The sequence below is a fragment of the Micromonospora sp. DT227 genome (assembly GCF_049841835.1).
GTDB lineage: Bacteria > Actinomycetota > Actinomycetes > Mycobacteriales > Micromonosporaceae > Micromonospora.
In genome coordinates, this window is record NZ_JBNCLA010000001.1 from 190,829 (window position 1) to 214,602 (window position 23,774).

Annotated in this window: 24 protein-coding genes; 11 read left to right on the forward strand and 13 right to left on the reverse strand. The window is 71.9% G+C overall.

The window, feature by feature from the left end:
- Positions 1-9 precede the first annotated feature (9 nt).
- The 11 genes from ACLQ2W_RS00995 (at position 10) to ACLQ2W_RS01045 (ending at position 11,620) form a co-directional block, all read left to right on the forward strand.
- Positions 10-369 carry a hypothetical protein gene (locus tag ACLQ2W_RS00995; protein WP_425784867.1) on the forward strand — a complete coding sequence of 120 codons (360 nt, stop codon included), beginning with the start codon at positions 10-12 and terminating at the stop codon, positions 367-369.
- Between the two features lie 193 nt (positions 370-562).
- Positions 563-1,678, forward strand: coding sequence for an AAA family ATPase (locus ACLQ2W_RS01000; RefSeq protein ID WP_425784868.1), 1,116 nt, complete (start codon positions 563-565; stop codon positions 1,676-1,678).
- A 19-nt stretch (positions 1,679-1,697) separates the two neighbouring features.
- Positions 1,698-3,296 carry a VWA domain-containing protein gene (locus ACLQ2W_RS01005; protein ID WP_425784869.1) on the forward strand — a complete coding sequence of 533 codons (1,599 nt, stop codon included), beginning with the start codon at positions 1,698-1,700 and terminating at the stop codon, positions 3,294-3,296.
- A 263-nt stretch (positions 3,297-3,559) separates the two neighbouring features.
- Positions 3,560-4,078, forward strand: a complete 519-nt coding sequence (locus ACLQ2W_RS01010; protein ID WP_425784870.1) for a hypothetical protein — start codon at positions 3,560-3,562, stop codon at positions 4,076-4,078.
- A 209-nt stretch (positions 4,079-4,287) separates the two neighbouring features.
- Entirely contained in the window at positions 4,288-5,454 is a 1,167-nt protein-coding gene (locus ACLQ2W_RS01015; RefSeq protein ID WP_425784871.1) for an FAD-dependent monooxygenase, read from the forward strand.
- A 31-nt stretch (positions 5,455-5,485) separates the two neighbouring features.
- A complete protein-coding gene (locus ACLQ2W_RS01020; protein ID WP_425784872.1) occupies positions 5,486-5,917 on the forward strand; it encodes a DUF3085 domain-containing protein in 432 nt (143 codons plus the stop codon).
- The gene (locus tag ACLQ2W_RS01025) at positions 5,865-8,150 is read left to right on the forward strand and encodes an ATP-binding protein (protein WP_425784873.1); all 2,286 of its coding nucleotides are present in this window, start codon (positions 5,865-5,867) and stop codon (positions 8,148-8,150) included. Before ACLQ2W_RS01020 ends, ACLQ2W_RS01025 begins: the two co-directional genes overlap by 53 nt.
- A gap of 619 nt (positions 8,151-8,769) precedes the next feature.
- The gene (locus tag ACLQ2W_RS01030) at positions 8,770-9,786 is read left to right on the forward strand and encodes a hypothetical protein (protein ID WP_425784874.1); all 1,017 of its coding nucleotides are present in this window, start codon (positions 8,770-8,772) and stop codon (positions 9,784-9,786) included.
- Positions 9,787-10,009: 223 nt separating this feature from the next.
- Entirely contained in the window at positions 10,010-10,603 is a 594-nt protein-coding gene (locus ACLQ2W_RS01035; protein WP_425784875.1) for a hypothetical protein, read from the forward strand.
- Between the two features lie 151 nt (positions 10,604-10,754).
- Complete coding sequence (locus ACLQ2W_RS01040; protein WP_425784876.1) at positions 10,755-11,165, forward strand: hypothetical protein; 411 nt, start codon at positions 10,755-10,757, stop codon at positions 11,163-11,165.
- The gene (locus tag ACLQ2W_RS01045; protein ID WP_425784877.1) at positions 11,162-11,620 is read left to right on the forward strand and encodes a DUF4262 domain-containing protein; all 459 of its coding nucleotides are present in this window, start codon (positions 11,162-11,164) and stop codon (positions 11,618-11,620) included. Before ACLQ2W_RS01040 ends, ACLQ2W_RS01045 begins: the two co-directional genes overlap by 4 nt.
- Positions 11,621-11,934: 314 nt before the next feature.
- Here the strand turns inward: ACLQ2W_RS01045 and ACLQ2W_RS01050 are convergent, their stop codons facing one another.
- The 13 genes from ACLQ2W_RS01050 to ACLQ2W_RS01110 all read right to left on the reverse strand — a co-directional run bounded on the left by ACLQ2W_RS01050 (position 11,935) and on the right by ACLQ2W_RS01110 (position 23,578).
- Positions 11,935-12,960, reverse strand: coding sequence for a DUF2637 domain-containing protein (locus tag ACLQ2W_RS01050; RefSeq protein WP_425784878.1), 1,026 nt, complete (start codon positions 12,958-12,960; stop codon positions 11,935-11,937).
- Positions 12,957-16,094: a BTAD domain-containing putative transcriptional regulator gene (locus ACLQ2W_RS01055; protein WP_425784879.1), complete on the reverse strand. Its 3,138-nt coding sequence runs from the start codon at positions 16,092-16,094 to the stop codon at positions 12,957-12,959. The genes ACLQ2W_RS01050 and ACLQ2W_RS01055 overlap by 4 nt, the downstream gene beginning before the upstream one ends.
- A gap of 31 nt (positions 16,095-16,125) precedes the next feature.
- Complete coding sequence (locus ACLQ2W_RS01060; RefSeq protein ID WP_425784880.1) at positions 16,126-16,560, reverse strand: hypothetical protein; 435 nt, start codon at positions 16,558-16,560, stop codon at positions 16,126-16,128.
- Positions 16,557-16,946 (reverse strand): TadE family protein, encoded by a 390-nt coding sequence (locus ACLQ2W_RS01065; RefSeq protein ID WP_425784881.1) that lies wholly within the window; start codon positions 16,944-16,946, stop codon positions 16,557-16,559. Before ACLQ2W_RS01065 ends, ACLQ2W_RS01060 begins: the two co-directional genes overlap by 4 nt.
- Before the next feature lie 106 nt (positions 16,947-17,052).
- A complete protein-coding gene (locus tag ACLQ2W_RS01070) occupies positions 17,053-17,400 on the reverse strand; it encodes a TadE/TadG family type IV pilus assembly protein (RefSeq protein ID WP_425784882.1) in 348 nt (115 codons plus the stop codon).
- 50 nt (positions 17,401-17,450) lie between these two features.
- On the reverse strand, positions 17,451-17,657 hold the full coding sequence (locus tag ACLQ2W_RS01075) for a hypothetical protein (protein WP_425784883.1): 207 nt from the start codon (positions 17,655-17,657) through the stop codon (positions 17,451-17,453).
- Positions 17,658-17,668: 11 nt separating this feature from the next.
- On the reverse strand, positions 17,669-18,535 hold the full coding sequence (locus tag ACLQ2W_RS01080) for a type II secretion system F family protein (RefSeq protein ID WP_425784884.1): 867 nt from the start codon (positions 18,533-18,535) through the stop codon (positions 17,669-17,671).
- Positions 18,532-19,395, reverse strand: coding sequence for a type II secretion system F family protein (locus ACLQ2W_RS01085; RefSeq protein ID WP_425784885.1), 864 nt, complete (start codon positions 19,393-19,395; stop codon positions 18,532-18,534). The genes ACLQ2W_RS01080 and ACLQ2W_RS01085 overlap by 4 nt, the downstream gene beginning before the upstream one ends.
- Positions 19,392-20,693, reverse strand: a complete 1,302-nt coding sequence (locus ACLQ2W_RS01090) for a CpaF family protein (protein ID WP_425784886.1) — start codon at positions 20,691-20,693, stop codon at positions 19,392-19,394. The genes ACLQ2W_RS01085 and ACLQ2W_RS01090 overlap by 4 nt, the downstream gene beginning before the upstream one ends.
- Positions 20,690-21,436: a hypothetical protein gene (locus ACLQ2W_RS01095; protein WP_425784887.1), complete on the reverse strand. Its 747-nt coding sequence runs from the start codon at positions 21,434-21,436 to the stop codon at positions 20,690-20,692. The genes ACLQ2W_RS01090 and ACLQ2W_RS01095 overlap by 4 nt, the downstream gene beginning before the upstream one ends.
- Positions 21,437-21,459: 23 nt before the next feature.
- Positions 21,460-22,071, reverse strand: coding sequence for an SAF domain-containing protein (locus tag ACLQ2W_RS01100; protein ID WP_425785982.1), 612 nt, complete (start codon positions 22,069-22,071; stop codon positions 21,460-21,462).
- A gap of 59 nt (positions 22,072-22,130) precedes the next feature.
- Positions 22,131-22,955 carry a hypothetical protein gene (locus ACLQ2W_RS01105; protein WP_425784888.1) on the reverse strand — a complete coding sequence of 275 codons (825 nt, stop codon included), beginning with the start codon at positions 22,953-22,955 and terminating at the stop codon, positions 22,131-22,133.
- A gap of 23 nt (positions 22,956-22,978) precedes the next feature.
- Complete coding sequence (locus tag ACLQ2W_RS01110) at positions 22,979-23,578, reverse strand: hypothetical protein (RefSeq protein WP_425784889.1); 600 nt, start codon at positions 23,576-23,578, stop codon at positions 22,979-22,981.
- Positions 23,579-23,774 lie beyond the last annotated feature (196 nt).

Genomic DNA, 23,774 nt, shown 5'->3' on the forward strand with positions numbered 1-23,774 from the left:
CCCCCGGGCGTGATCCTGCACAGCCTGGCCGATCTGCTCGACAGCCCGACCGCGCGACCGAAGCTACACGCGTGGCTGAACCTCGGCGGCCGGCGCTGCGTCGCCTTCGCTCTGGTTTTCGAGGCGTGGGCCGCGCAGCGACCACAGAACTACCGCCACGGCGACCTCGCCAAGGCGCCACCCTCAACGCGGATCGAAACCCGTCTCGTCGCCGCCGTCGACCTCGACGGTCAGCTCCATCAGATTCTGCGGGTTCGCGGCGAGCGGCAGGCCACCGTCAGAAGACCGTCGCAGCCGCCGCCGGGCATACCTGACAGCCGGATCGCGGCCAGCCTCGACCGACTGATGGCACTCGCCCGAGCCCTCTAGACACCTTCACCTGCTGATACGTCACCGACCGAGCAGGCAGCGAATCCCCGGACGGAAACCGGGGCGGCACCCCGCTCGCCGGTCCAACCGCATCTGATCACCCGTCTCCGCAGCGCGCGGACGCCGATAGCCCGCGCGCCCCGGCAGACGGGGCGCGCGGGCTCCCACCCACCAGCGAATGGGAGGAACCCGCATGCACCCCACGACCGCAGCCGCCGCTTCGCCTCCACCGGCCGGCAACCGGCGGCCAGGCCACCTGTACCAGAAGGTCGCCGCGCACCTCGCCGCTCACCCCGATCAGGTCTTCACCGTCAGCGAGCTGACCAAAGTCCTCGACGTGCCCTCGACCGGGGCGGTGTTCGAGGTGTTGAAGAAGATGGCCACCGCCGGCTACGCCACCCACCAGAGCGCGCCACACCGCTACCAGATCACGCAGGCCGGCATCGACGCGGCGGGGCAGATGCCGCCGCCCGCCCCGCGCACACCCCGCCAAGGACGACGCGGAACGGGCCGACGGCAGCCGGTCACCCGACCTAACGGCGAGTTGTACTTCCCGCGCAAGCTGGCGGGAGCCACCGACGTCGACGTGCTGCAACGGCTGCGCGACAAGCGTATCCCGGTGCTGCTCTACGGGCCGCCCGGCACCGGCAAAACCGCGCTCATCGAGGCCGCCTACCCCGACCTGCTCACCGTCGCGGGCACCGGCGACACCGTCGTCGAGGACTTCCTCGGCAACTTCATCCCGCTGCCCGACGGCGGGTTCGAGTTCGTGTACGGCCCTCTCGTCACCGCGATGCGCCATGGCAGGGCGCTGCTGGTTGACGACGCCACCCTTATTCCGCCGAAGGTCCTCGCCGTGCTCTACCCGGCCATGGACGGCCGGCGGGTGATCACCATCCCCGGTTACCGCAACGAACGGGTCGAGGCCGCCGACGGGTTCTACGTCGTCGCTGGTCACAACCCCGGCGTGCACGGCGCGATCCTCACCGAAGCATTGGCTTCCCGCTTCGACGTGCACATCGAGGTCACCACCGACTGGGACCTCGCCCGTCACCTCGGCGTGCCCCCACCCGCGGTGGAGACTGCGATCGCCCTCAACGGCGATCTCGCCGCAGGGCGGATCAGCTGGGCGCCGCAGCTACGCGAGTTGCTCGGCTTCACCCGCGTCAGCAAAACCCTTGGACGCGCCGCCGCGGTGGCGAACCTCGCCGGCCGCGCCCCCGCCGAGGACCGCGACCACGTCCTCGCCGCCCTCAAAGCGCGATTCGGCGCGGACGTCACCCCACTGACCCTCGGCAAACAACGCTAACCACGGAAGGAACACCCTCATGCCTCATCCCTCAACCCACCGCGACCCGGTGGCGGGCACCGCACCGCTCAGCGATTCCGACTGGTTGGCGTGGAGCGACGCCTGGACCCGGCACCTGCCCACCCTGACCGGCCGTCACGACCTGAGCGCCCACGTCGCCCCCGGCGCGGGCGGCGGCGCCCCGGCCCGCTTCCTGCCCCGCGCCTCCCGCGTCGAGGTCGACGCCACGTACATCGGGGCGCCCGACATCACCGACCCGTACAAGGCCGGCCACAAGAAGGTCGTACCCACCGCCTACGGGCTGCTCGTGCACGAAGCGGCCCACGCCGCCCACAGCCTGTGGGACACCCCACCCGGCACCCCGCCGGTCGTCGCCGATGTCGCCGCCGTGCTCGAGGAGTCCCGCGCGGAGAACCGGCAACGCGGCAGGCGCCGCGGCGACCGCCGGTGGCTGCGCCACACCGTCACTGCCCTGCTCCATCCCGGCGACGCCCCCGTCGACGACGCCTGGCACGCCGCCAGCCTCGCCGGTCTACTCCTGGCCAGGGTCGATGCCCGCATCATCACCGCCAAGGACATCAAAGGCGTCCGCGCTGCCGTCACCACCGTCCTCGGCCGGGCCACGCTGCGGCAGCTCCGCGACATCTGGCGGCAAGTCCACACCATCGACGACACCGACGCCGACACGATGATCGACCTCGCGTGGCAGTGGTGCCGCGTCCTCGGCATCGACCCCCGTCACCAGCCGCAACCACCGCGGCCCGACCCCGGCCAGTTCGCCGGCATGCTCGCCCAGGCCCTCACCGACTACCTCGCCCACGACCTCGGCCTCACCCCGGCCCAGTACGCCGACCAGCAGATCGTGTCCGCGCACGGCGCACCGGCGTCCTGGACCCGCCGCGACCCCACCGACGCTGAGCGCACCGCCGCGACTCTGCTCGCCGCCCGGCTGCGGCGCGCCCGCACCCACGTCCCTGAACCCGACACCCGCCCCAGCACCACACCGCCCGGACGGCTACGCACCCGCCACGCCATCACCGCGAAGGCGCAGATCGCCGCCGGCAGCATGCCCACCGCCACGCCCTGGCAGCGCCGCACCCAGACCCCGCCACCGAAACCCACCCTGCACCTGGGCGTCCTCGTCGACACCTCCGGCTCCATGCGCTCCTACGCGGCACCCATGTCCTCCGCCGGCTGGATCCTCGCCCACGCCGCCGCCACCAACCGCTCGGCCACCACCATGATCGGCTTCGGCACGCGCGCCACCGTGCTGGTGCCACCGCGCCGGCCGCCGACCCAGGTCCTGCAGATGTCCGCGCTCGGTGGCACCACCGCGTTCCTCGACGCGGTGAAGATCGCCGACCAGTTGCTGAACCTGCGCCAACCCGGCCGGGTCCGGATGCTCGCCGTCGTCTCCGACGGCGACCTGCCCGACCTCGAGCCGGCGCAACGACTCATCACCACCCTGCATCGCACCGGGTGCGCGGTGCTGTGGCTGCGACCCGCCGACCTGGCCGGACACACCTTCACGCACACCACCACTCTGCTCGTCGACAACCCGATCCAGGCCGTCGACGCCATCGCCGACACCGCGGTCACCGCCCTCGAGCAGGCATAACCCTTCAGCGGCCCGCCACGGGCTGCCCACTGCGACCCACCAGCGGCTGCGCGATGTGGTGACGGCGGCAGCCGCCGCGCCCCTCGACAAACCGCGACACCGCGACCCGACGACGGACGCCGATGACAACGACACCAGACGACGCCGCGGCGCACCGTCGGCCGCGACCGGCCGTACGGAGCCGCGGCCCACCTCACCAGCGCCGACACCTTCTCGAATGGCCCACACGTCCACTGATCGCATCACCGTGAACGGAGAAAAGAGTGCTTACCCCTCGGCAACAAGCCATCTCGTACTGCCTGGACGGCATCGACCAGCACGCTGACCACGCCTACCCATGGCCCGGCCCCACCCTGCTGGCGGTGCTGCGGGAAGCCCCGGTCCCCGGACATCCCGACCCCACCGCACGGCACATCAGCGTGGCCACCGCGCCCCGCACCGCCACGCAGACGGCACACACCGACGACCCCGTCGCGGTACTGCGCCACGCCGTCGAGGACCTGCACCAGCCGGCCGTACAGGCAAGCCTCGTCACTCACACCGGCCCGATCCGCATCGTGGCCTGGGTGTTCATGCACGCCGCCGCCACCGACGCCGTGGACCCACCACAACTCGTCCGCTACGTCCACGCGGTAGACGACAACGGCGCCTCCTACGTCCTCACCCGCTTCCGCGACCAGCCAAAGGGCCTCACCGCCATCGACGACGACCCGCAGGCCGGCACCGACGACGTGCTGGACCTGCTGCTCACGCTGGCACGGCTGCTGCGCCCCAGCACCTGAGCGGCCCTCCGCCGCAAGCGACACCGCACATCCGCACCCGTCAGGCCACGCACCACGCGCGCTGACCAGCGCGCCACCGCGGCGCTGACCTGACCCGAAACCGCACCACACACGGCCGATGCCCGGCCACCTCGCGCACCACGCGCACCCGCCCGGGCACGGCCGTACGGCCGTGCCCGGGCTTCCCCCTCGATTGGAAGGACACCCGGATGACACAGCCGCACGATCGAATCGCCGCGATACCGGCCACCGTGGCGCTCCCACCGCCGCGAGCGTCTCAGCCCCGCATCGCCGTGGTCGGTGGCTCCCTGACCGGCGCCACCTGCGCCTTGCTTCTGCTGCGGGCCGGCTTCTCGGTCACCGTCTACGAGGCCGCGCCCGCCGCGGCGCCGCGCGGCGGCGGGCTGATCGGCCTGGAACACCCTGCCCTGGATGTCCTCGACCGCGTCGGAATCAGCCAGGACGAAATCCTCGCCCATCCCTCCGAAACGGTCCGGGAAGTCACCCTCCACGACCGGCAGCCCATCCACACCGCCCAGCACCGGTACCCGGGACGCAACACCACCTGGTCGCTGCTGCACCACGCCCTGACCCGCCGCCTACCCGAGGGCGTTCTGCGGCCAGGACACCGCGTCACCGGTCTCACCACGCGCGGTGGGCGCCCGCGCCTGCTGTTCGCCGGCCACCGCCACGCTGCCGCGGACCTGGTGGTGTTCGCCGACGGCCGCACCTCCACCGGACGGCGGCTGCTGGACCCCGGGCGGCGACTGCGCTACGCCGGCTACGTCGCCCACCGCGGACACACCGACAGCACGCTCGCGCCGGTGCGGGACTTCCTGCGCCTGGAACCCGGGCCCGGCTGCCAATACAACGTCGCCCCCATCCCCGGCGGCCTGGACTGGACGCTGTACCTCACCTGCAGCACCGCCGACTACACCCACTGCTTCGGCGCCCCGCCGCACCGACGCACTTTCGCCCTGCCCCGCCACGTCTCCGACACCGCCCGCGCGCTGGTCGACGCCCGCGCCGCTCTCGTCCTGCCCGCTGCGCACGCGGCGATCGTGCACGCCACCACCGTGCGGATGGCCACGCCGGTAATGGACATCGACGCACCCAGCCGCATGGCCTGGCCCATCGGCGCCGGCTGGGCGGTGCTCATCGGTGACGCCCTCGCCCCCGTGCGCCCCCACACCGGCAGGGGCGCCAACAACGGCATCGAACAGGGCGCCGCCCTCACCGCCGCCCTGAACCAACACCACCGGTGGGGCGCCGACCTCGCCACCGCCCTTGACGGCTGGCAACGCCGCCAACTCCCCACCGCCGTCACCGCCGTGCGGCAAGGGCCGCTCCTCGGCGCCCACCTCGCCACCACCTGATCCTGACCACCGCACCCACAGGAGCCCTTCGATGGCACTGCACCTGTACTTCCCTCTGCCCGCAACGCTGCGGCTGGCCGAACACGCCGTCGCCGCCACCGAGCACGTTCCCAGCTACACCGAACGAGAGGACGGCGTCGCCTGCCTGGGGGCGTTGGAGTGGGTCCACGACGACGGCGTGTACCTGATGTCCAACGGCCTGCCCCGGCTGACCGACCCGCAGCGGCCCGGCTCCAGCCTCACCGTCTACGCCCACGGCTGGAACCCCCGCCTCGACGAGCACCGCAGCGATCCCGACCTCGGCGGTGACGACTTCGTCGAGCACCTGCACCTCACCGAGGAACCCCACCCGCTGATCGAGCAACTGCGTCGCGCTCACACCGTCGGCTACGAGTGGCTGGACCTGGTGGTTGAGGCCGAAACCTTCACCCATCGGTTCACCCGCACATCCCGCCTCGCCTGACCCCGCCGTCGGCCCCGCCGCGCGCAGCGGCGGGGCCGGCGGACACCACCCCACCAACCAGTCCCACGACCAAACCGTTCCCACATCGACGATCCGCGACCGAATCCGGTCGCGGATCTCTCTATCTCTGCGGAGGACCTTCGTGTCCGAGCCCATCAACGCCACCGACACCCCAAGCACGACAGCAGCCTCATCGACCGGGACCACGGCGGATGCCGACAGCCTGGCCTACCCCATCTCACCGGAGTACGTGCGGTCGTGGACGCCCGTGCGGGCGATCTCCGAACTGATCGCCAACGCCCTCGACGAGGACCGGCACGCGGCGGTCCGCTGGGCCGACGGGATCCTGACCATCACCGACGGCGGTCCCGGCATCCCCGAGGAAGGCCTCATCCTCGGCGTGTCCAGCAAGACCGACGAGCAGATCGGGCAGTTCGGCGAGGGCAAGAAACTCGCCTGCCTCGTGCTCGCCCGCAGCCCCGAGATCGGCGCCGTGCGCTGCGAAACCGTCTCCTACGGCTTCGTGCCCACCGTCGAGCGCCGCAAGCTGCTCGGCGGACTCATCCCGTCACGCACCCAGCAGGGCAGCGAGGTCCTCGTCTACCACTTCCACCCCAACACCCGCACCAGCGGCACCACGTTCACCATCGAATGCGGTCGCGAGCTGGCGCAGGAGGCCATCGGACGGTTCCGCGCCCTCGCCGAGCCCGGCTACCAGCCACCCACGTCGCCCGGCGTGTGCGTGCGCGACGGCGACCCGGGACGGGTGTGGATCGGCGGAGTGCTCGTCACCCGCATCCCCGGCTTCCTCGCCTCCTATGACCTGTCCCTCGACCACAAGGCGCTGCAGAACCGCGACCGCACCCTCGTGGAAGCCGCCGCGCTGCGCACCGCGGTCCGCGACATCCTCGCCACCAGCGAAGACCTGTCCCTCATCGGCCTGTTCGCCCGGCACGTCCTCGACGGCGGGAAACTCCGCGAACAGGAACAGTTCTTCACCGCGGTGAACCTGCCCCGGACTCGTGCCGCATGGCGGACCTGGGGACGCGCCAACCTCCCCGAGAACACCTACTACACCTTCCCTGGCGGTGAGGAAGCGGCACTGGATCTCAAGGACAACGGCTACACCGAACTGACCACCACCGGCCTCGCCGGACACCAGCAGGCCGCAGTGATGGGGCTGCTCGGCGTAGAGATGGCCAGAGCCCGCCAGCAGCGCCACCACACCCGCAACCGCAACCGCACCACCTGGGTCACCCTCAAGAAGCTGACCGGCCCGGAGCGCGAGGTCCTGCGCGAAAGCTGCGAGCTGGTGCGCCGCGCGATCGGCCCATTCGCCCTCGACCGGGTCAAGGTCTACGACCACAGCGACGAAGCACCCTGCGCCGAAGGCTTCTACCGGCCCCTGACCGGAGACATCGCCATCCACCGCGACGCGCTCACCAACCGGCACCGCGCCCGGCTGGTACTCCTACACGAAGCCGCGCACCGCGTCGCGCACCGAGGCGGCGGCCCCTTCACACCCGTGCAGGACTACTACGACCGCAGCCGAGGCTTCGAACACATGCTCTGCGAATTCGCCACCCGCCTGCTCGCCCAGCTCGCCGACGGCAACGGCCTCCCACCCCTCGACACCACTGGCACCGACGGTCAAGACAGCGCCTCGACCACCACAACCCCCGTCAGACGAGGCCGCAACTGGCGGGCCGACGACCCGAGCGTGCCCGCCGTCCGCCGCGAACTGGCCCACCTGCTCCTCGACCAACTCCCGCACGCCCTCGCCGCCGGCGGCTTCCGCGACGCCAAAGACCTCGTCGCCTCCACCGCCGTCTATCCCGGCTACTGGCGGCTGCTCACTAACCCCCGCCCCGTCGGCTACCGCCCGGTCCGCGGCGACCAGGCCGGCGACTACGACAACGTCGCCCTACTCGCCGAAGCCGCCGGCCTACATGCCCCAGTGGTCTGGCTGGGCTACCACCTCTGCGAAGGCCCCATCCGCGGACGACGACGTGAAACCTGGGGCCGGCCCGGACCCTGGACCGGCAAAGCCCGCGCCGCCATCACGCGCGCCTGCACAGACCTGACCGCGCTCGGCGGCGTCTACGCCGAGCAGGTCCCCGCGATCCAGGCCCTCGCCGACGGCACCACCACCGCCCCGCTCGACGACGACACCTGGCACCAACCCGCCCGCACCCTCCTGGCCGCCGAACGGCGCCGCCTGCACCTCACCTGACCCGACACCCACCGCTTACTCGTCCTACGGCGCAAACCACGAGTAACCCGCCGCTGCGGCAGCAAGTGGTGGCTCCTCGACAGGGCGACACCGGAATCGGTGTAACCAAGTCGCCTGCTCCCTCATCGGCGGGGCAGGCGGCACCCCGCCACGGGCGCAACGACTTGATCAATACCGAAAGTCGAGCGTCACTGCACCTGGCCCGCCACCGCTCGCGGCATACCCGACCACGTCCTGACCCGGACGCCGGCCCCGAGCGGTGGCGGCCACCCACCCCTCACCACAAGAAAGGAACTGCCGCTCATGGCCCGTCACCGCCGCGCGATCCCCCACACGGTCACCGATGTCCTGCTCTGGCTCCTCGCCACCGACGTCGCCGCCGCCCACCAACCCCACCCCCGCAACCCCGACCGATGCACCAACCTGCGCTGCGCCAACCAGGCATACCCCTGCCCTCCCGCACGCGACGCCCATCGCGCCCAACACGCCGCCACCGCCCCCCGCCCCCGCGCGCGTGGCCGCGCCCGCGTCATTTCCGCCCTCACCGGCTGGTTCCAGCCTTCCCGTCTCCGCCCACGCGCCGCGTGAACTCTCCCGAGAACACCTCATCGGAGGCACCATGACCTTCCGCCACGAGTCGACCCTCGCCAGCTACGCCCGTGTAGCCGTCGATCTCCGCACCCGCATGATCGAATACACACGCACCCCGCTCGCGACGAGCTACATCAACGCCTTCCTCGACACCCACACCTACGACGGCCCCGAGCCCGACGCGACCGCTCTCGACGCGTTCACCCGCATCGCCCACCAGCCGTGGCAGGACGGCGAAAGCTACGTCCTCGCCCCGGCGATGACGGCGATCGTCGCCGCTGCCGCACAAGCCCTCGACTTGTCCGGCGACATCGTCGGCAACGACGTCGCACCCAGCGATGCCGGTGTGCTTTTCCTGCCCGAGCCCGTCTACGAACGCCGCCTCGATGGCCGAGTCAGGTCCATCGGCGCCATCACCTGGGCCAAGTTTCACGTCCGAAGCACCGGCCGCACCGGCTGGTATATCACCGGATGGGCCGACCGCGACGACCCCCTCGACCCCTCCGCCGCGCATCGCCGGCGGCAACTCGCCGATCAGCCCGACATCGCCGCCCAGTTCGGCCCCTACATCCTGCACACTCTCGCCGACATACCTATCGGCGTCCCCCTCACCGCGATCGGCGACCTACCGCCCGTCGAAGACCGAGACTGGGAAACCGCCCCGGACGGCCGCTACTGCGTCGACCAAGAATCGATGCGCATGCGCTCGGTCACGGCGCTGCTGTACGCCTTCTGGCGCATCCAGGAACAACCCCTCGCCACCATCGCCCGGCCACCACTGGACCGGCCAGCCCGCCGCCGCGCGCACCGAGCCGGTCTTCGCCATGACACCCGCGTTGTCATGCTCCGCCGCACCAAACCCGTCACCGAACCGACGGGCGAGGCCCAGTGGCACTACCGCGTGCGGTTCGTCGTACGCGGGCACTGGCGCCGCCTCACCACCGCAGACGGGCAGCCCTACCGCATCTGGATCCACTCCTACATCAAAGGCCCCGACGGCGCGCCACTACTACTCGGAGAAACCGTTTCCGTCCTCGCCCGATAGCCCCGTCCGTCGTCCCTCTGCCCGCAGGGCACGGCCAGGAACACAACCGCCAGCGACGAGCACCTACCGACTCCGAAGCCGCGACCTCGCTCCTGCCGCCCACAACATGCACGACACGTGGGACCACGACAGTGCCGTCATCTGCCGACGCCAACTCGAACCGCCTTCTCCTGCCTCACCATCTGCGCAGTGCCAGGCGCACCAACCTGATCCGGGAGAGCCCGTGAACGACACCGAATACCCCTTCGACACCAGCAACCGCGCCTACCAGCGGTTCCTCACACTTGCCGGCGACCACTTCGAGGTCATCACCTGGAACAGCGCTGACACCAGGCGAACCACGATGATCACACTGGTCGACATCGGCAGCCGCGACGCGTTCAGCCTCGCCCTGCTCGACACCGCCGAGGACCAGCAGCCCCACGCCCTGCTCGCCGTCACCACCGTCAACGCCCTGTCCCTACATGGACCGATCCCCGGCCGCGCCGCCGCCGCTGACTACGCACCCGACCTCGCCCTGCACGACGCGAACATCGCCGCCACCACACCGATCGCCCTGCACGACCCCGACGAACCACATCTCGCCGACAACGAGTGGACCTCCGTACCACCGGACATCGCTCACGCGGCCCGCACCACCACCCTCGACGGCGACCGCGTCGCGCTGGCCCTGCTCGACCGTCAACGCGGCACCATCGCCGTCGTCGGACCGTTCACCACCATCGACACCGCCGACGCCTGGCAGCCCGCCTCCGACGGGTGGCCACCGGCCGACCGGCTCCTGCTCGCCGTTCACGCCCCCGTCAGGAGTCTGTGAACGCGCCTCGACCACCGGCGCACACGACGCGACTGACCCGACCCGCCAACCACGCATCGACGGCAGGGCCTTTCCCGACCGCACCACCATCCGACAGCAGGGGGCGTCGCCATCAGGCGGCGTCCCCTGCCCGATCGACAAGGTAGGCATCATGGACCACGTGCTCCACCCCAGCGACGACCCCGTCGAGCCGAACCTCCACGCCGGGGACGAGAACATCAACGCAGACCTGAACGTCGGCGATCCGCTCCTCGGAAAGTCGAGGCTGCTCTCTCGGCAGTGCGACACCTGCATCTTCGCCCCCGGCAACAAGATGCACCTTTCTGCCGGCAGGCTGCGCGACCTCGTCGCCGAGACACGCCGACGACAAACGTTCATCGTCTGCCACAACACACTCCCGCACTACCTGTACCCCGATGCCGAACCAGCGATCTGCCGGGGCTTCGCCGACCGCTACCAAACTCAAGCACTGCAACTCATCGAGCGGCTCTGGGGTTTCGTCGAAGTCGAACCGCCGTCAACTATCGAGGGTCACGACCAGCCGGAGGAAGTTGACCGATGAGCGGCGTTGAGGAGTTCCTGCGCCGTCAAAGCGAGATCATCGACCGGGTCGGCTGGGCTGTGACGCTCGTACATCCCGACGCGGACGACGCCGGCGACAGCACTCCGTTCGCCTACACCGTCGGGCTCACCGCTCACGGCCATCCCGAACTGCTGATCGCCGGACTCGATCCCGCCACCGCACAGCAACTGCTCAACGACCTTGCGACCCGCGTCTATGACCGAGCCGAGCGGTTCAGTGACGGTCAACGCGTCGGTGACCTGATAGCCGGCCACGACGCGGTCATCATCGACGGTACTGCGACCGACCAGCTATATCCCGGCGCCGCGATCGCTCGATACGACCAGCAGGTTCGGCTGCAGCAGATCCTGTGGCCTGACCCGCAGGGCCACCTTCCCGGTGAGGCCGGCTACGCCTACCCGCCGTCGGTGCAGCCGGTCATCCGACGTGCCTGACCACCACGGCAGGAGCGTGCGCGACCCAGGGATGTTCGGTTCGGCAGTTGGTGCCTGACGGCCGTCAGGGGCGGCGGCATCGGTCGCCTGCCGTGGGTGCCGTCGGGAGGCGTCCGCCCGCAGAGCGAGGGTCTCGACATTGCGTTGGGCTGCACAGGATCGCTCCCGTGCAGCCCACCGCCGCGCCGAAGTCGTCCTAGCGCTCGTGGCGTCTGGCCCGGCTGACGCCGTCCGTCGCCGCAGAGAGCGTGAACGTGGTCGTTTTTGTCGTTGGGCCGCCGTCCGCGCCACTGGTCAATCAGGTCGGCCAAGGATCAGCGTCGCCGCTTGCTGGTGGGATGACCATGGGCGCGCGCGGATTGACTTCCTGTTCGCGGTTGCCAGTGGCGGCGCACGGTCCGCTCTGATCTACCGATGCGAGCGGCGACCTCAGCGGGTAGCAGTTTCGGATCGTGATGTTGCCAGTAGGCCACGGCCGAGGCGGTTGTGGTGTCTGCGGTCGGTGCCCCACGACGCGCTGCGGCGCCAGCCGCGCGTGGGGCATCGGCCTGTTTCGGCCCGCGGCTCGTCGCGATCTCGGGCTTCGCCCTCCATGTGGCTTCATCGCCGTGGGTCAGCACAGTAAACGGCACCCTTTCGTCGTCTATGCCCTCGGCACCCGGCGATGGTGCAGTCGGCTCGTCGTCGGCTGTCTGGTCGAAGCTGAGTGGCTTTCGCGGCTCGGCGGCAGACGGCACCGCTTCGATGGCGTCATCGGCGTTTGCGGCGATGTCCGGCTCGGCGGCGAGCGGCAATCGTTGCGGTGATGCGCCACTTGGGGGTCTGTCGCCCTCGGTCAGGGGCTCGATGATCGGTGACGTGGGGGCTGGCACGGATGCGGCGTCACGGGCGATGGTGGCGGCGCGGATGCGGGCGCTGATCTCGACGAGGCTGACGCTGGCGACGATGACGAGGCCGTCGACGGACAGTGGTAGGAGGTAGGCGGCGCCGTAGCTGTTCTCTCCGTAGCGGGAGGCGACGCCGACGAGGTGCCAGTAGGACACCCACGCGGCGATCGCGGCGATGCAGGTGGCGGCGGTGACACGGATCGCGCCGAGCTGCCAGCGGTGGTGCGGGACGCGGGAGATGAGCTCGACGGTAAGCAGGAGCGCCAGGGGCGGCCATGCGGCGATGATTTGGCTGATCGGGTTCGGTCGGGCGTGCAGGATGTTCGCGGCGACCGACGCGGCGACGCCGAGGGTCAGGGTGGCGCGTACCGCCCACCGCAGGGCGCCCAGCCGCCGGGTGTCGTGAGGGGTGGCGGGCGGCACGGGGCTTGCCTGCGGGGCGGTGCTGGTCATGCCGGTTGGCCGTCGGAGGGCCGGGGGTGACGCTGAGGTCGGGCGTCGTCGATGAGTTGGTGGGCGAGGTGCAGGGTTTCCTCGGTCGGCTCGGCGTCGATCTCACGAAGTCGCTGAGTGAGGGCCCGGCGTAGCGCGCGGACGGCGTCGAGGTCGCCGAGCGCGGCGTGGGCGCGCATGGCCTGCTGATGGAGCAGTTCGTTGTAGGGGTGGTGGGGCAGGGCGGTGGCGCAGACGGCGGCTTGTTCGGTGGGGTTGTCGGCGTAGGCGTCGAGTAGCGCGGTGACGGCGTCAAGGGCGTCGCGTTGTGCGGTGTGTCGGTAGGCGTCGAGCCATTCGTAGTCGCAGTCCTCGGCCAGGGGACGGTAGTGGTCGACGGCGTAACGCAGTTTTGGTGTTCGTGTGGGGTCGTTGCCGGGTGTGCGCAGGGCGGCGCGCAGTCGCCACAGGTCGATGTCGAAGCGGTCGGGGTTGAGGCGGTAGCTCTGGTGCGGGTTGGTGAGGTAGCTGCCGGGTCCTGCGTGCTGGCGTAGTACGGCGCGTAGGTCGGAGACGTAGGTGTGCAGGCGGTGCAGGGCTCTGCTGCTGGGTGCCTCGGGGAGCAGGTCTTCGAGGATTTCCTCCGTGGAGGCGGTACCGTCGCGGGCGGCGAGGTAGACGAGCAGTTCCAGCGACTTGGTGCGCAGCGTGCGCGGCTGGCTGGCGTCGACCAGAGCGGGACGGCCGAGCACCGTCACCCTCACCCGCTCGACGCGCGCCGCGGCAGGTGCTCTGCTGTGGGGGGCGGGCTCGTCCAGTCGCCCTGGTGCCACGGCGCAGGGGTCGTCTGCGGTGGGCTGTGCGTGTGCGGTGGATGTGCGGTCGATGTCGGGTGGGGTCGACTGGACAGCGTCGGCGCCGGTCAGGGTTTCATGTTCGGCCGATGCAGATTGCATCGGCGGTGGGTGGTGGTCGGTGCCACTGAGGTCCGGTCGGCCGGCGGCGCCGTCGTGGGTGGGGTCGGGCTGCGAGCCGGCTGCCGCGTCTGACGCGTCAGGGGCGGTATCGGCCACGCCGGGTTCAGGTTCGTCGGTGTCGAGTGCGTGGTGCTGGGGTGTGTCGGCTGCGGTGCGGGTGGGCGCGTCCTGGGGCGGTTCGGGTGGGGGTGGTGGTGCGGGTTGTGGTGGGGGTGCGGGTTCTACGGGTGCGGGCGCGGGGGGTTGCCCGGTGTGGGCTTCGGCGAGGGTGACGAGCAGGTCAACGGTTTCGGTGGGGTCGAGCACGGCCAGGCGTTCGACGTCGGCGGGGTGAGGGCCGTGGCGGGCGTCGGTGGGTGCGCGGGTGACGGTGCCGTCGGTGGCGACGATGGCGGTGTCGCCGTCGGGCCAGGCGCCGAGGAACACGCCGTGGATGTCCAGGCGGCCTCCTTGGGTGAGTAGCGCGGAGATGCGGGTGCGTCCGTGGCGGCTGCTGGCGTCGGCGAGCAGCATGATCGGTGCGAGTGATTCCTCGCCGGGGTCGGCGGCGCGCACGGCGTCGACGGTGTCGACTTCGTGGTCGTAGACCAGTCGGCTGCGGTGCAGGGCCTGGTGTTCCAGGGTGATCAGGGCGTCGTCGAGGTCGGCGGTGACGGTCAGCCGTGGGGTGCGGGGCAGGTCGATCGCGGCGGCGCCGAGCAGGGTGGCGGCGGTGCTGGCGGGGATGATCACGGTGGGGCGGGCGTCGGGGGGCTCGTCGCCGGTGGTGGCGAGGGCAGCGGTGAGGAAGCCGCGGGCGGCGGCGTGCGCGCCGGGCCCGGTCAGGCCCAGTCCGGCGGGAGGCCACACCGCCGACAGGGGATGAGTGAGAGCCGGCGCCACGGGTCCGGCATGCAGGGCGGTGACGTTGGCGGGCTCAGGTGCCGCGCCGGCATCGTGCGGTGCGGTGTTGGTGTCGTGGCCTGCGCGGGGCGCGACGTCGGCGGCAGCCTCACTGTGGTGCTCATCTGGGTTGAGGTGGGGTAGGTCAAGGGCGGTGGCGTCGGCGTGTAGGCCGCGTCGGATTTGCCGTATGACCTGGGGGATCGGCGCCGCTGCGGGTGCGGGGGCGCGCCGCGGTTCGGACGGTGTGCGGGGGCGGTAGCGGCGTTGCCGGTGCGCCCAGACCAGGGCGAGCGCGGCGAGGATCGCCGCGGCGAGTCCGCCGTCGATCCAGCTGCCGCTGGGCAGTGACACGCCCTGGTCGGCTCTCGCCGGCCGGCTGCCGTCGTCGGTCGGCGCCGCTGGGGTGCTCTCGGAGGGAGCCCGGTTGCTGGCGGTGGGGGCGGGGGCGTTGGTCGTCGGCGGGCTGCTCGGCGTCGGGGCGGCCGGTGTCGGCGCGGGCGCTGTGGATGGTGGGGGCGTCGGCTGGTGGGGTCGGTGGCCGGGGGGTGGGGTGGCGTCGTCGGGTAGGTCGAGGGTCCAGCCTGGGTGGATGATGTTCGGGTTGCGCAGGGTGCCGCCGACGTGTGGGTAGTGGGTGCCGCGGTTGAGGGCGAAGATCTCCGGCCATCGGTCGGCGTCGCCGAGCCACTGCTGGGCGATCTTCGACAGGGTGTCGCCCCGCTTGACGATGTGGGTGTATGGGCGGCCGTCGGCGACCAGCGTCACGGGCATGTCCGTCAATGCCGGCGCGTCAGCGGTGATCGCTGGCGACGACGAGGCAGGTGTGGTGTCGGCGGTCCGGTCGAGCGTGTCGATGTCGGCGCCGGTCGCGGCGATTGCTGTCGCGGCGGCGGGCCGCGCCTGGGCTGCGGGTGGTGCGGCGGTGGCGTGCGCGGCGGTGGCGAGGACACTGCTGGTGATCATGGTGACGAGAAGGGTGGCCAGGCCGCGGGCGGGGGTCAACGCGCGGGGCTGGGGTAGGCGTCGGCCGGTGAGGGCGGTGGCGAGTTCGGCGAGCAGCGACCATACGAACGACGCCCACGCGGCCCACAGCAAGGCGGTGAGCACGGTGAGGATCATGTCGTCGCTCAGGCGGCCGGTCAGGGTGGTGACGACGGTGTTCCAGGTGGGCGGCCGGTCGGGTAGCGGCGGGTCGGTGAAGCGCAGCAGCAGGTAGGGCGGGCCGGCGAGGAGCAGCAGTGAGAAGGCGGCTGCGGCGGCGCGGCGGACGACGGCGGTCAGCGTGGTGATCACGGGTGGTGCCTCCTCGCTTCCGGTGGCGGGGTTATTCGGGGGCGGTGACGCCGGTTTCGGGTGTGGCGGTCGCGGTGGCGGTCACCGGGATCGAGGTGATGCCGACCAGGTGCAGCAGGTGGGTGCGGTGGCGGGTGGTGACGGTGACGGTGACTGCGGTGGTGGTGGCGGACACCGTGCCGGGTTGACCGGCCTGGGTGAGGAAGGCGCGCGCGGCGGCGCTGGCCGCGGCGGGGTCGAGTTGGGCGGCGCCGGTGGCGCGGTGAGCGCTCAGGTCGAGTTGACCGGCGCCGGCGCGGGCAGCGGCCTGCGCGGTGTCGTAGGCGGACACCTTCGTGGCCATGGCGGTGCCCATGTCGAACACGAGGCCGGCGAGGATGAGCACGATGAGCGTGCCGATGATGGTCCACGGGGTGATCTGTCCCCGGTCGCCGTGGAGTGACCTGTTGCGGCGGCGGCTGGTCACGGCCGGGCGCCGAACGGGTCGAGGGGTTGGTGGGAGGTCGCCAAGATGCTCACCGCGCCGGGCAGTCCCAGCCCAGACAGGTCTTGCAGCCGGACTGCGCAGGTCACGGTGGCGCTGACCTGCCCGCCGGGGATGAACGCGCCGGGGTCGATGGTGACGGTGGAGGGCCGGCAGGTCATGCCTCGGCCGGTCAGCGCGTTGGTGGCGGCGTCGACGCCGCGGCGTCGGGCGTGAGCGGGGGTGTCGGCCAGGGATGCTTCTCGGGCGGCAGCGGCGGCGGCGGAGTGCACGTCGATCGCGGCGGAGGCCAGCCGTTGGCAGGCCACGATGGCGAGGATCGCGAGGATCATCAGCGGGACGTAGCCCAGCGCCAGCTCCACGCTCACCGAGCCTCGGTCGGATGCCGGCCGGGCGCGCCTGCGCGCGAGGGCTTGGTCGGGGGGATGTCGCATGAGCGGCTCCCTTCGGTCAGTGGTGGGGTTGGCTGGTCTGTCAGGGGCGGAATCTCTCGACGGGTGCGGCGACCCGGGTGTCGACCGGTAGGCGCAGGCCGGGGATGACAGCGGGCGCGCGGCCGGCGACCACGACGGTGGCGGTGTCGGCGTCGCGCTGCACGGACACCCGGGCGTCGGTGACGACGTGACCGGCGACCTGCGCGAGCACGGCGGTGGCGTCGGCGTGCCCGGCGGCGGCGGTGCCGCCGGACACCCGGGTGCTCTGCAGGGCGTGGTTGGCGGCGTGTTGCACGCCGAGTTGCGCCAGCGCCCACAGCGCCATTTGCACACCGAGCAGGACGAGCAGGAACAGCAGCGGCGCGTACAGCACCACCTCGGTGCTCACCGACCCGCGGTCGCCGCCGCGCCGAGGGCGGCCCCTGGCGGTGGGCCGGTTCACAGGCTGATCCCGTTGATCTTCGACAGGATTTTGGAGCGGAAGATGCCGTAGACGGCGAGGACGAGGGTGACCAGCAGTGCGATCCACATGACTTTCTCGGTGGTCTCGCTGCCTCGGTCGCCGTCGGCGCGTAGCCGGCGGATCCGGTCGGCTACGCTCGCGCGCAGCAGGATGAGCTGGGTCAGCAGCCAGCTGAGCCGCATGGTTGACCTCCTCAGAACGTATCGACGGTGCTGACGGCGGGGTAGAGCAGGAACAGCAGGTAGGCGGCGGCGAGGAGCATGACCGGCATGGACATGCGTTCGGTCGCGGCGTTGGCGCGGGCTTCCAGGGCGGCGGCCTCGTGGGCGCGCAGCGTCGCGGCGCGGATGCTCAGCGAGTCGCGGATGCGGGCGCCTTCGCTGCCGGCGAGGCTCATCGTGGCGGCCAACTCCCGCAACTCGATGACGCCGGTGTCCGCGCCGAGTTGGTCGAGTGCCTGCCAGGGCGGTATGCGCAGCAGCCGGGCGGTGTCCACCGCGCGGCGCAGCCGCTGCGATGCCCAGCCGGCGTTGTCGGCGCAGGCGTCGTCGAGGGCTTGTTCAAGACCGGCTCCGCCGGCGAGGGAGATCACGACAAGGTCGAGCACGGCGGACAGGGTGTAGCGCAGCTCGTCGCGGCGCCGTCCGGCTTCGGCGCGCACCGTCGATTCAGCCAGCCACCAGCCGCCCGCGGCGCCGGCCAGGGACACCCAGGCGGGCATGCCGGTGGCGAAGGTGACCCCGCCGGCGGTGAGGGCGGCCATCACCGTCGGCGGCAGGACCAGGCCGGCGAGCACGGCGAGGGCCTGATCGGCTAGGTGCAGCGCGGTCGGCCGTTCGAGCACGGCCAGGTCGGCGCGCATCCGCCGCCGCGGCAGACCGAGCGCGCGCAGCGGCGCGGCCATCAGCCGCACCCGCGCCGACGACGGCTGCTCAGGCGCGGCGGGTGCACGGCGCAGCGCGTCGAGCGCGTCAGCGAGGGCGGGGCGCGCCGGCACGAGACCAGACGCGGCGAGGAGCAGGCCGAGGCCGGCGAGCAGTCCGCACGCGAGCACGATCACGACGCCCGCCCTTGGCCGGCCGCGATCTCGGCGGGGCGGGCGAGGACTCTCGGGGGTTCGGGGAGGCGGGAGACACGGGCCAGCCACCAGAATCCGGCGGCGAAGACGGCGCCGACGGCGAGGAGCACCACCTGCCCGGTGACACCGTGGTAGGGGGCGAGGAAGCCGCGGTTGAGCAGAATGAGCCCGGCGACCATCGCGGCGGCGGTGCCGGTGATGACGCGGGCGGCGGTGCGCGTCGCGGCCCGTTTCGTGGCCACCCGCATCCTGATCCCGGCCAGTTCCCGCGCGGTGACGGCGAGGCTGGTCAGGCACTGCGACAGCTGCCCGCCGTGGTAGCCGGCGGCCTGCCTCAACGCCGCGACCACCAGGTCGGCGGTCGGGTCGGCGAGGTCGTCGGCGAACACCCGCAGCGCGTCCGGCAGGCGGGCGCCGCCGCGCACCGCCGCGGCGAGTGCCCGCACCTGGGGGCGGATCGGCTCGGGGGTGACCGGGGCGGTGGCGGTGATCGCCTGCTCCAGCCCGGCGGCGGACGACAGGGTGTCGCGCAGCAGCTCCGCCCAGGTCGCGATGGCCTCGATACGCGCCACTGCCCCGGTGTGCTCGCGGTCCGGGCCGAGCACACGGGGCAGCGCCCAAACGGCGGCGCCGGCCAGCAGCACCGCCACCGGCCATCGGGTCACCACCGCAGCGGCGACGCCCCCGCCGACGGCGGCCAAAATCCGCGCCCGCTCGACGCCGGCCCACCCTCGCCGCCGTCGTCGCGTCGGGCTCGCGAGCGGTTGACGGCGCAGCCCGTCGGCGATGAGGGTCAGGCCGGCGGCGCAGCCCAGTCCGAGCAGGATCGGAAGCAGATTCACCGTCCCCACCTCTTCCCGTCGAGAATGCCGACGTTGAGGCCGGCGGCGATCAGGTCGTCGAGGGTGTCGGCGCGCAGCGGCGCGGCCGGCACCGCCCGCCGGTCGGGGCCGGGTCGGAAGATTTCGTTGGACGGCACCTGCGTGCCGTCGGTCTCCAGGACCTGCCGCATGGAGGACAGGACCCGGGTGCCGTCGGTGGCGACGTCGAGGTGCAGCACGAAGTCGACGGCCTGACCGATAAGCACGTTCGCCGCGTCGAAGCTCAACTTCTCCGGGGCCTGCATCACGTACATCGCCAGCCGGGTCAGGGCCTGCTTACTCGACGACGCGTGCACCGTGCACATCGACCCGTCGTTGCCCTGCGACATCGCCAGAAGCATCGGCACCGCCTCGGCGCCGCGCGACTCCCCGACGATGACCCGGTCCGGACGCATCCGAAGCCCCCACGTCACCATCGTGGCCATGTCAATCCCGCCGACGCCCTCCAGGTTCGGCTCGCGCTGTTGCAGCGCCGTGGTGTTCGGATGCGCGTCGGTGTCCTCATCCAGGCCCAGCTCAAACGCGTCCTCGACGGTGACGATCCGCTCCGACGGGCTGATCTCGGTAGCGGCAGCGCGCAGCAGAGTCGTCTTCCCCGCGCCCGTCCCACCACAGATCACCAGGTTCTTCCGGGCCCGCACCAGCGCCCGGATCAGGTCCCGCAGCCCAGGCGTCAACTCTCCCCGCGCAACGAGATCGTCGAGGGTGACCCGGTGAAGGACGTTGCGGCGGATCGACACCGATGGCCTTTTCGACACGGCCATCACCGCGAACAGTCGTTGCCCGCCCGGCAGGCGCAGCGACAGCCCTGGTGACCCGCGGTCGAAGCGCCGCTCCTCCTGGCCGCTGCGCGCCGCTGCGGTCCGTACCAGGTCGATGAGGTCGTCGTCGGTGGCCGCGACCGGGGGCACCCGCGACACCTGTCCGTCGGTGGTGCGGACCCACACGTTGTCGCAGCCGTTGGCGAAGATGTCCTCCACCCGCTCGTCGTCGAGCAGCGGCTGCAGACCACCCAACCCGAGGAAGCTGTCGCGCACGGCCCGCGCCAGTGCCGCCTCAACCTGCCGCGACAACGGGGTACGACCAGCGGTGATGATCTCTCCGGCGTAGGCGAGCAACTCTTCGGCGATGTAGCCGGCGATGACCGGCCTCCGCTGCGCATCGGGAAGCTGCGCGCCGTGCGCCGCCAGACGGTCACTCACCCGGGCTCGCAGCACCGCCACCAATTCCGGCGCCACCACGGTCACCGGCGCGCTCACCGCACGACCTCCAACGCGGCCCGCGCCGCACCCGGCTGCCGTGGCGGCAGCGCGGCGAGGACGGCGCCCAGGCCTCGCAGCCCCTGCGCCAGGCGGGTGCGTGTCCACGCCGGCCCGGCCAGTCGGCCGGTCAGCACCGCCGCGCCCCATCGGTCCGCGGGCAGGTGCGCCCACACCGGCGCGCCGAGGCGCCCGCTGATTTCACGAGGTTCGTAGGAGCCCTTGCCGCAGACCGCCACTCCGAGGTGCGGGCTGCGCATCTGCGCGCGCAGGGCAGGCAGTCGGGTGTCGACGTGGTCGAGGTGCGCGGTGTCACCGGCCGTCACGACCACCAGCACGTTCACCCTGGGCAGCAGCGCGTGGGCGGGGCTGCCCGGGTAGAGGCGACCGGCGTCGAGGACCACCACCGGCGCCAGCCCGGCCATCACGTCCGGCCGGGCGCTCAGCACGGACACCGCCTGCGCGCAGGTGTCGGCCGCGCCGGGCCCCACGACCGCGTGCACGCCCAGCGGCAGCGGCTGCACGAACCGCGCCGGCCCGCCCGAGGGCAGGCCATGACGCGACGCCGCCGCCAGGCCGGCCAGACCCGGCTCCTGCGCCACCCCGAACCGGGCGGCCAGCACCCCGCCGCACGGATCGGCCTCCACCACCAGACCCGGTCCGTTCGGCCACAACGCGGCCAACCCCACTGCCGCAGCCGACACCCCCGGCGCGCCGGACACCGACGCGAGCATCACCAACATGACGCCGCCCCCTTTCCTTCTCGTTACTGGCCTGGTCCGAGTTGCACCAGCGCCACGTCCCCCACCGCCGAGCTGACCGCCTCGGCCTCCTGCGCGGCCAGCAGCAGCGTCACCACCTGCCCGCCCTGTTCCGCCTCGTCAACCGCCACCACGGAGGCGACCGCCCGCCGGGCTTGCGCCGCTTGCCCCGCGGGCGCGCTGGCACCGGTCTCGCCGGCATCCGCGATGGGGGTGACCAGCACCACGACCCGGGCGCCCGCGACCAGGCCGGCGGGGGCACGACCGGCCTTGACCGCGACCGCGATCACCGCCTGCCCCGCCGCCGGCCACACCGGCGGCCCCACCTGCCCCGCCGTCAGCAGACTGCCCGCGGCCAGAGGGACCGCCGCCGTGCGGCCAACGACCTCGCCGCGTCGATCCGCGCCCATCAGGTCCAGACCCGCCGGGTTCGCCACCCGCACCACCCGCACGTCCGCCTCGCTGATGACCGCGCCGGCAGGCACCGGCCGTGTCACGGCCAGGAACTGCTCGCCGGCGTGCCGACGCAGGTCGACCTGCCAGAACGTCACCACCGTGGCCACCACCAGCAGCAACCCGACGGCTACCCGCCGCCCGCCGCGCCCTCGCACCAACATCCGCCCCGCCTCGGGCGCCGCCAGCGCGGCGGCTGGCTGTGGGCGAGTGGCCGTGACGCTCACCGCGGGCTCCCGACGATCGCCTGGGACTGCGCGACCCGCACCGGCACGCTCGCCGTCGTCGTCAACGGCGCCAACGCGCCCCCGCCCTGCGGCCCGGACCACACCACCGACCAGGTCACCGTCGCCCGCAACATGAACACCGCACCCGGCGCAGAGGCCGACGACCGCAGGTAGGTGTGCCCACACGGCGACGCCGCCCGCGGATTCATCCCCGGCGTCCACGGCCTACCCGGGCCGGCGCAGGTCACATCCCGGCTGCCATCGGAGAACGACCACCGCACCGATGTCGGCGTCGCCGTCGCTGTCACCGCCACCCCCGGCACCGACGCCGACACCGACCGGGCCGCCCACGACACCGGATCCACCCACAACCACACCGGCACCCGCACCAACACGAACGGCGTCCCGGCAGGGTTCGTGCGAATGCCCGGCGCAGGCAGCCGTAACCGCGACCGCGCGGTCAGCGCCAACGCACCCACATCCACCCCGGGCGGCTGGTCCAGCCACTGCGGCATCCTCTGCGAGCCGATGCCGTCGCTGATGCAGGTCCGCGCGTACCAGCCGCCCTGCGGCCCCTTCCCCGCAGGCGGCGGGCGATCACCGGGCACCGGTGCCCAGTAGCAGCCGCTGTCGCCGTTGCCGCCCGCGCCACCGGAGCCCTCGTCGGAGTCGTCAGACGCACCGCCTGGGGCACCCGGAACCTCGACGGTGAGGTCACAGCCCGGGGTCGACGGCTTCTGCGCGCAGTCAACGTGGCCGATTCCGTCGTCGGCGAAAGCGACGTCTGGCGCGGTCGTGACGGCAGCAGCGATCAGCAGCACGACAAGACCGCGGACGCGGTGGCTCAACATGTCCCCACCGCCTGAGCGGCAACAGTGGACACCTTCCATATGACGTCGTCGCGCGTGACCGTGGCGAGCACCGCCCGGTTACCGCCGGGGGTGTCGTTGGCCAGCGTCCCCGAGGACGCCTTGTAGGTGAGGAAGTCGGTGGTGTTCAGACAGTCCTGCACCGTGACCGTGTCGCCGGCCGGCGATGGTGTGGTGGCTGTGACGACGTGTGGTGACGACTGGTACTGACCCTTGATGATCTCGCCTTCGGCACGAAGCTTCGTCAGGCCGGACGTGAGCAAAGCCAACGCCGGGCCGGTGGTGTAGCGGGCCAGGTCGGGCTCCTGCGGATTCGCGGTCAGACCGGCCTTCGCGTACGCCTGCCACATCCCCCGGTAGGCGTCCAACGCCGCTGCCTCACGGCTAGCGGCCGACGCAGTCGCGACCGGCCGCCTAGGCGTCGAGGAGGATGCTGACGACGACACCTCTCCTCTGTCGTCCGTACTGCAGGCGCCAATCACCGCCGTCAGGCTCAGGCCGATGGGGATCGCGACCAGGCGCAACCGGCACGGCTGCTCGCCGACGCGACGGTTCTTGCCGATGAATGTCGTCATCAAGATGATGTCTCCTCGTAGGCGGAGGGTTGTCGCGCGGCGGTTGACGAGAACTCGCCGGCGACCGGCCGAAAGTCGAGCTGGCTTGCCTGGTCACGAGACTCGCCAGTCGGCAAGTGCGGCAGCCGACCGACCACCCCGCATCGCGGATCCGGCTCAAACTGTGGTCGGCCGCACTGGAACTACAGTTCGGCTT

Coding starts and splice junctions, on each gene's coding strand:
- ACLQ2W_RS01110 (WP_425784889.1), bottom strand. CDS start 23,578: ATGACGACATTCATCGGCAAGAACCGTCGCGTCGGCGAGCAGCCGTGC.
- ACLQ2W_RS01030 (WP_425784874.1), top strand. CDS start 8,770: ATGACCTTCCGCCACGAGTCGACCCTCGCCAGCTACGCCCGTGTAGCC.
- ACLQ2W_RS01045 (WP_425784877.1), top strand. CDS start 11,162: ATGAGCGGCGTTGAGGAGTTCCTGCGCCGTCAAAGCGAGATCATCGAC.
- ACLQ2W_RS01020 (WP_425784872.1), top strand. CDS start 5,486: ATGGCACTGCACCTGTACTTCCCTCTGCCCGCAACGCTGCGGCTGGCC.
- ACLQ2W_RS01040 (WP_425784876.1), top strand. CDS start 10,755: ATGGACCACGTGCTCCACCCCAGCGACGACCCCGTCGAGCCGAACCTC.
- ACLQ2W_RS01000 (WP_425784868.1), top strand. CDS start 563: ATGCACCCCACGACCGCAGCCGCCGCTTCGCCTCCACCGGCCGGCAAC.
- ACLQ2W_RS01075 (WP_425784883.1), bottom strand. CDS start 17,657: ATGCGGCTCAGCTGGCTGCTGACCCAGCTCATCCTGCTGCGCGCGAGC.
- ACLQ2W_RS01005 (WP_425784869.1), top strand. CDS start 1,698: ATGCCTCATCCCTCAACCCACCGCGACCCGGTGGCGGGCACCGCACCG.
- ACLQ2W_RS01050 (WP_425784878.1), bottom strand. CDS start 12,960: ATGACCAGCACCGCCCCGCAGGCAAGCCCCGTGCCGCCCGCCACCCCT.
- ACLQ2W_RS01095 (WP_425784887.1), bottom strand. CDS start 21,436: ATGTTGGTGATGCTCGCGTCGGTGTCCGGCGCGCCGGGGGTGTCGGCT.
- ACLQ2W_RS01100 (WP_425785982.1), bottom strand. CDS start 22,071: ATGTTGGTGCGAGGGCGCGGCGGGCGGCGGGTAGCCGTCGGGTTGCTG.
- ACLQ2W_RS01015 (WP_425784871.1), top strand. CDS start 4,288: ATGACACAGCCGCACGATCGAATCGCCGCGATACCGGCCACCGTGGCG.